5 protein-coding genes are annotated in these 3,803 nt (G+C 72.5%); 1 reads left to right on the top strand and 4 read right to left on the bottom strand.

Features of this window, described 5'->3' with window-relative positions; translation table 11 throughout:
* The 3 genes from ACY45C_RS02360 to ACY45C_RS02350 form a co-directional block, all read right to left on the bottom strand.
* Positions 1-582: 5-oxoprolinase subunit C family protein (locus tag ACY45C_RS02360; protein WP_462186026.1), on the bottom strand; the 582-nt coding region annotated here is incomplete at its 3' end.
* Positions 583-606: 24 nt separating this feature from the next.
* Positions 607-1,365 (bottom strand): 5-oxoprolinase subunit B family protein, encoded by a 759-nt coding sequence (locus ACY45C_RS02355; RefSeq protein WP_462186025.1) that lies wholly within the window; start codon positions 1,363-1,365, stop codon positions 607-609.
* A 10-nt stretch (positions 1,366-1,375) separates the two neighbouring features.
* Positions 1,376-2,299: a LamB/YcsF family protein gene (locus ACY45C_RS02350; RefSeq protein WP_462186024.1), complete on the bottom strand. Its 924-nt coding sequence runs from the start codon at positions 2,297-2,299 to the stop codon at positions 1,376-1,378.
* Between the two features lie 58 nt (positions 2,300-2,357).
* Between ACY45C_RS02350 and ACY45C_RS02345 the strand changes: the two genes are divergently transcribed.
* A complete protein-coding gene (locus tag ACY45C_RS02345) occupies positions 2,358-2,702 on the top strand; it encodes a DsbA family protein (RefSeq protein WP_462186023.1) in 345 nt (114 codons plus the stop codon).
* Positions 2,703-2,774: 72 nt separating this feature from the next.
* Here ACY45C_RS02345 and ACY45C_RS02340 read toward each other — a convergent pair whose 3' ends face one another.
* A complete protein-coding gene (locus tag ACY45C_RS02340) occupies positions 2,775-3,674 on the bottom strand; it encodes a pirin family protein (RefSeq protein ID WP_462186022.1) in 900 nt (299 codons plus the stop codon).
* Positions 3,675-3,803: the final 129 nt, after the last annotated feature.

Below are 3,803 nucleotides of genomic sequence, written 5' to 3'. Positions count from 1 at the left end.
GGAGAACAGCGTGGGCAGCGCGTCCGCGGTGAACCAGTCGTCGCGGGGGCCGGCGAGGACCCGCAGGGTCGGTTCGTCCGGGTACTGGGCGAGCGGGGCGAGGTCGACGGTCGGCGGGTCCGCGCTGTCGGCCGCCGGCGGCAGCTGCCGACCGGCGGTCAGCGGTTGCGGACCGATCCCGGAGAGGGTGTCACTCGATCGTGAGCCGAGCACCGGCGGGACACCGATCCCCCCGCGAATTCCGAGGTAGGTGCGCAGGCCCCGATCGGGTGCCCCGATCCGCAGCAGCGCGCCGGCGGGCACGTCCACCGGGGAGTACATGCTGATCTGGCGACCGGCGAGTTCCAGCGGGCACGGCGCGCCGGTCAGCGCGATCAGCGCCGGATCCGTGAACCGTGCGATGAGGCCGCCGTAGGTGAGCTCGACCGCCGCCGCGGTCGCGACGTTGCCGACGAGCCGGTTCGCCAGCAACAGACTGCGACGGTCGGCAGCGCCGGACCGGGTGATGCCCAGGTGCGCGAGCCCTGGCCGGCCGAGATCCTGGACCGTGGCGAACGGGCCTGGTGCGACGATTTCGATCATGAAATCTTGATCATGATATTTCGATCACGACACCGCCCGGGCAGCGTCGGCGTCGGCGATGGCGTCGGCGATGGTGATGGCGATGAACCGCACCCGCGTGCCCGGGGCCAGCACGGCGGGCGGCTCCCGGCCGGGATCGAAGACCCGCAGGTCGGTATGGCCAATCAGCCGCCATCCGCCGGGCGAGGTCCGCGGGTAGATGCCGCTGAACTCGTCGGCGATGGCGACCGCGCCCGCGGGGACCCGGGTGCGCGGGCTGTCCCGGCGTGGCACGCGCAGCGCCGGGTCGAGGCCCGCGATGTAGGCGAAGCCGGGAGCGAAGCCACAGAACGCGACCCGGCGCCCGCCACGTACGTGCCGGTCCACGACCTGCGTCGGAGTCAGTCCGCTGAGCCGGGCGACCTCGGCCAGATCGGGGCCGTCGTAGCGCACCGGTATCGTCACGACGTCCCGGTTAAGCGGGGGACCGGCCTGCGGCCCGGGGCCGGACGAGGGATCGGGACCGGTCTGCGGCGCAGGACCGGTCTGCGGCGCAGGACCGGTCTGCGGCGTGGGACCGGGCGTGCCGGGCTGAGCCCCGGCGGCGCGCAGCAGGGCGGCGCTCAGGCGCCCGGCGTCGGTCGCCGCGGGATCGAACGCGACCAGCACCGTCCGCGCCGCGGGAACCAGTTGGATGATCCCGACCGGGGCGATCCGCCGCAGCCGCGCGTAGAGGGCCTCGGCCTCGGCCAGGCCGGCCACCTCGACGAGCAGTGCCTCGTCACCGCAGGGCAGGATGCGCATCGCGATCCTCTCAGCTGAACGGGATCAGGGGGACACCCGCGTCGAGCAGGGCCTGGCGTAGCCGTCTGACCAGCTCGACCGCGCCCGCCGTGTCCCCGTGCACGCAGAGAGAGCGGGCGCCGACGTCCACCGGTGTGCCCTGCCGGCTGACGACCACGCCCTTGACCGCCATCCGCACGCCGCGCGCGACGACGACGTCGGGATCGTGCAGGACGGCGTCGGCCGTGCGCCGGGAGACCAGAGTGCCCGCGGCCGTGTAGGCGCGGTCGGCGAACGCCTCGCCGACCGCGGTCAGGCCGGCCTCGCTCGCGCGCTGCAACCACGCCGATCCGGGCAGGCCCAGGACCGGCAGCGTCGCGTCGTAGCAGCGGATGGCCTCGACGACGGCCTGCGCCTGCTCCTCGTCGGTGACGATGGCGTTGTAGAGGGCGCCGTGCGGCTTGACGTAGCGGACCCGGTCGCCGGCCGTCCGGGCGAAGGCGTCCAGCGCGCCGAGCTGATAGAGGACGTCGTCACGTAGATCGTCGGGGTCCATGTCGATGCGGCGGCGACCGAAGCCGGCGAGGTCGCGGTAGCTGACCTGGGCGCCGATGCGGACTCCGCAGCGGACCGCCTGCTCGCACGTCCGCCGCATTGTCGCGGGGTCACCGGCGTGGAACCCGCAGGCGATGTTGGCGCTGGTGACCAGGTCGAGCAGGGCTTCATCCTCGGTGAGGCGCCAGACCCCGAAACCCTCGCCAAGGTCGGCGTTGAGATCGAGGGGACGCGGCGGATCCGCCGGAGGCGGTGGTGCGGCGGGATGTGCCTGTCTGGCGGGATGTGCCTGTCCGGCGGGAGGCGGTGGCTCGGCCGGGTTCGGCGGATCGGCCGCCCCGGTGGTCGCCCAGTCCGGCCGAGGTCGCTCCCGCCTGCCGGGATCTCGCTGGTCGCCCATGCTGCCAATTGTTCACCACCTCGGCACTGGCGATCCGCCCCCGTCGGCACGGTGGCGGGTGGGGGCGCGACGGGGTGGTCATAATCGTGACCTGGCCGGATCCACCCTGACCGGGACCGCCGCTCCCGCGGTGCCGATCGGCCCGTTCCGCCATTCCCGCGGGCCGGCCGACGCCCCGGTCGTCGTCGTCGAGTATGCCGACTTCGAATGCCCGTACTGCGCCCGGGCGGCTCCCGTCCTGCACGAGTTCACCGAGACCTCGCAGGGGCAGGCCCGGCTGGTCTTCCGGCACTTCCCGGTGTTCGACGTCCATCCCTACGCGCTTACCGCGGCGCACGGGCGGTTCTGGGAGATGCACGACCAGCTCTTCGCCCATCAGGACCGGCTGGCCGTCGGCCGGTGAATTTGGGGGACCTGAGCACGGTCTGCGGTCCCTGGACCGTGCCTGGCTCCCCACAATTCGGCTGCCGCGCGATCATGCCAGACCGGACAGGTCGGACAGGTCGGACAGGTCGGCCAGATCGGCCAGATCGGCGTGCATCTCCCAGACCAGGATCTCGGTGGGAGCCGAGGCGCTGACCCGCTGACCGCCGGTCGCGGTGAACCGGACCGCGTCCCCGGCGCGCAGCACACCCGTCCCCTCCAGCGTCACCTCGCCCTGCGCCACGAACAGGTGCAGGTAGGGAGCCTCGGGAAGCCTGATGTCCCGACCGGGGCTGAGCCGGGCGGCGCACAGGGCCGCGAACCGGTTTCTGATCGTGATCGCGCTCTGCCCGCGGTGCCTGGCCATCCCGGACGCCACCGGTACCAGGCCGCCGCGTAGCAGCTCGTCGTCGATCTCCAGCTGCTCGTAGCCGGGGTCGATGCCCCGGCGGTCCGGTGCGACCCACATCTGGACGAAATGCACCGGCTCGTCATGCGGCTCCCCGCCGCCGTCGAGACGCCAGGAGTCGTTCTTCTCCGAGTGCAGGATCCCGCGACCGGCGCTCATCCGCTGCGCGAGTCCCGGGTGGATGACGCCGGAGTGGCCGGTGGAGTCCTGGTGCACGAGCGATCCGCGCAGGACCCAGGTGACGATCTCCATGTCCCGGTGCGGATGGGTCTCGAACCCGGTCCCGGCAGCGACCGTGTCGTCGTTGTTCACCAGCAGCAGACCGTGGTGGGTGTTCGACGGATCGTAGTGATGGCCGAACGAGAAGGAATGGTGGGAGTCGAGCCAGCCGACGCGCGTCGCCGCTCTGTCGTCCGCCCGGCGAATGTCGATCCGCGGCTGTGGCTGTGGCCGCGGGCGCGGACCCGCGGAGGGGGGTGTGGCGGTAGAAGGGACCGCGGTCGGTGGGGTGGACGACCCGGGGGAGGACGGCGTGGCCCTCATGGTGAACCCTCCTTCACGGTAGGCAGGACGATGCCTGCGCAGTCCAGCGTCGTCGGGGCCACGGACATTCCACGGCTCGCGTCCCGCCCAGGCAGATGACCCGCCGGTTAGGATCTCAACCCGACTTTG

The organism is Frankia sp. CcWB2 (assembly GCF_977927585.1).
The sequence above is the reverse complement of the archived record's forward strand: the minus strand, read 5'-3'. Positions and strand labels throughout refer to the sequence as shown.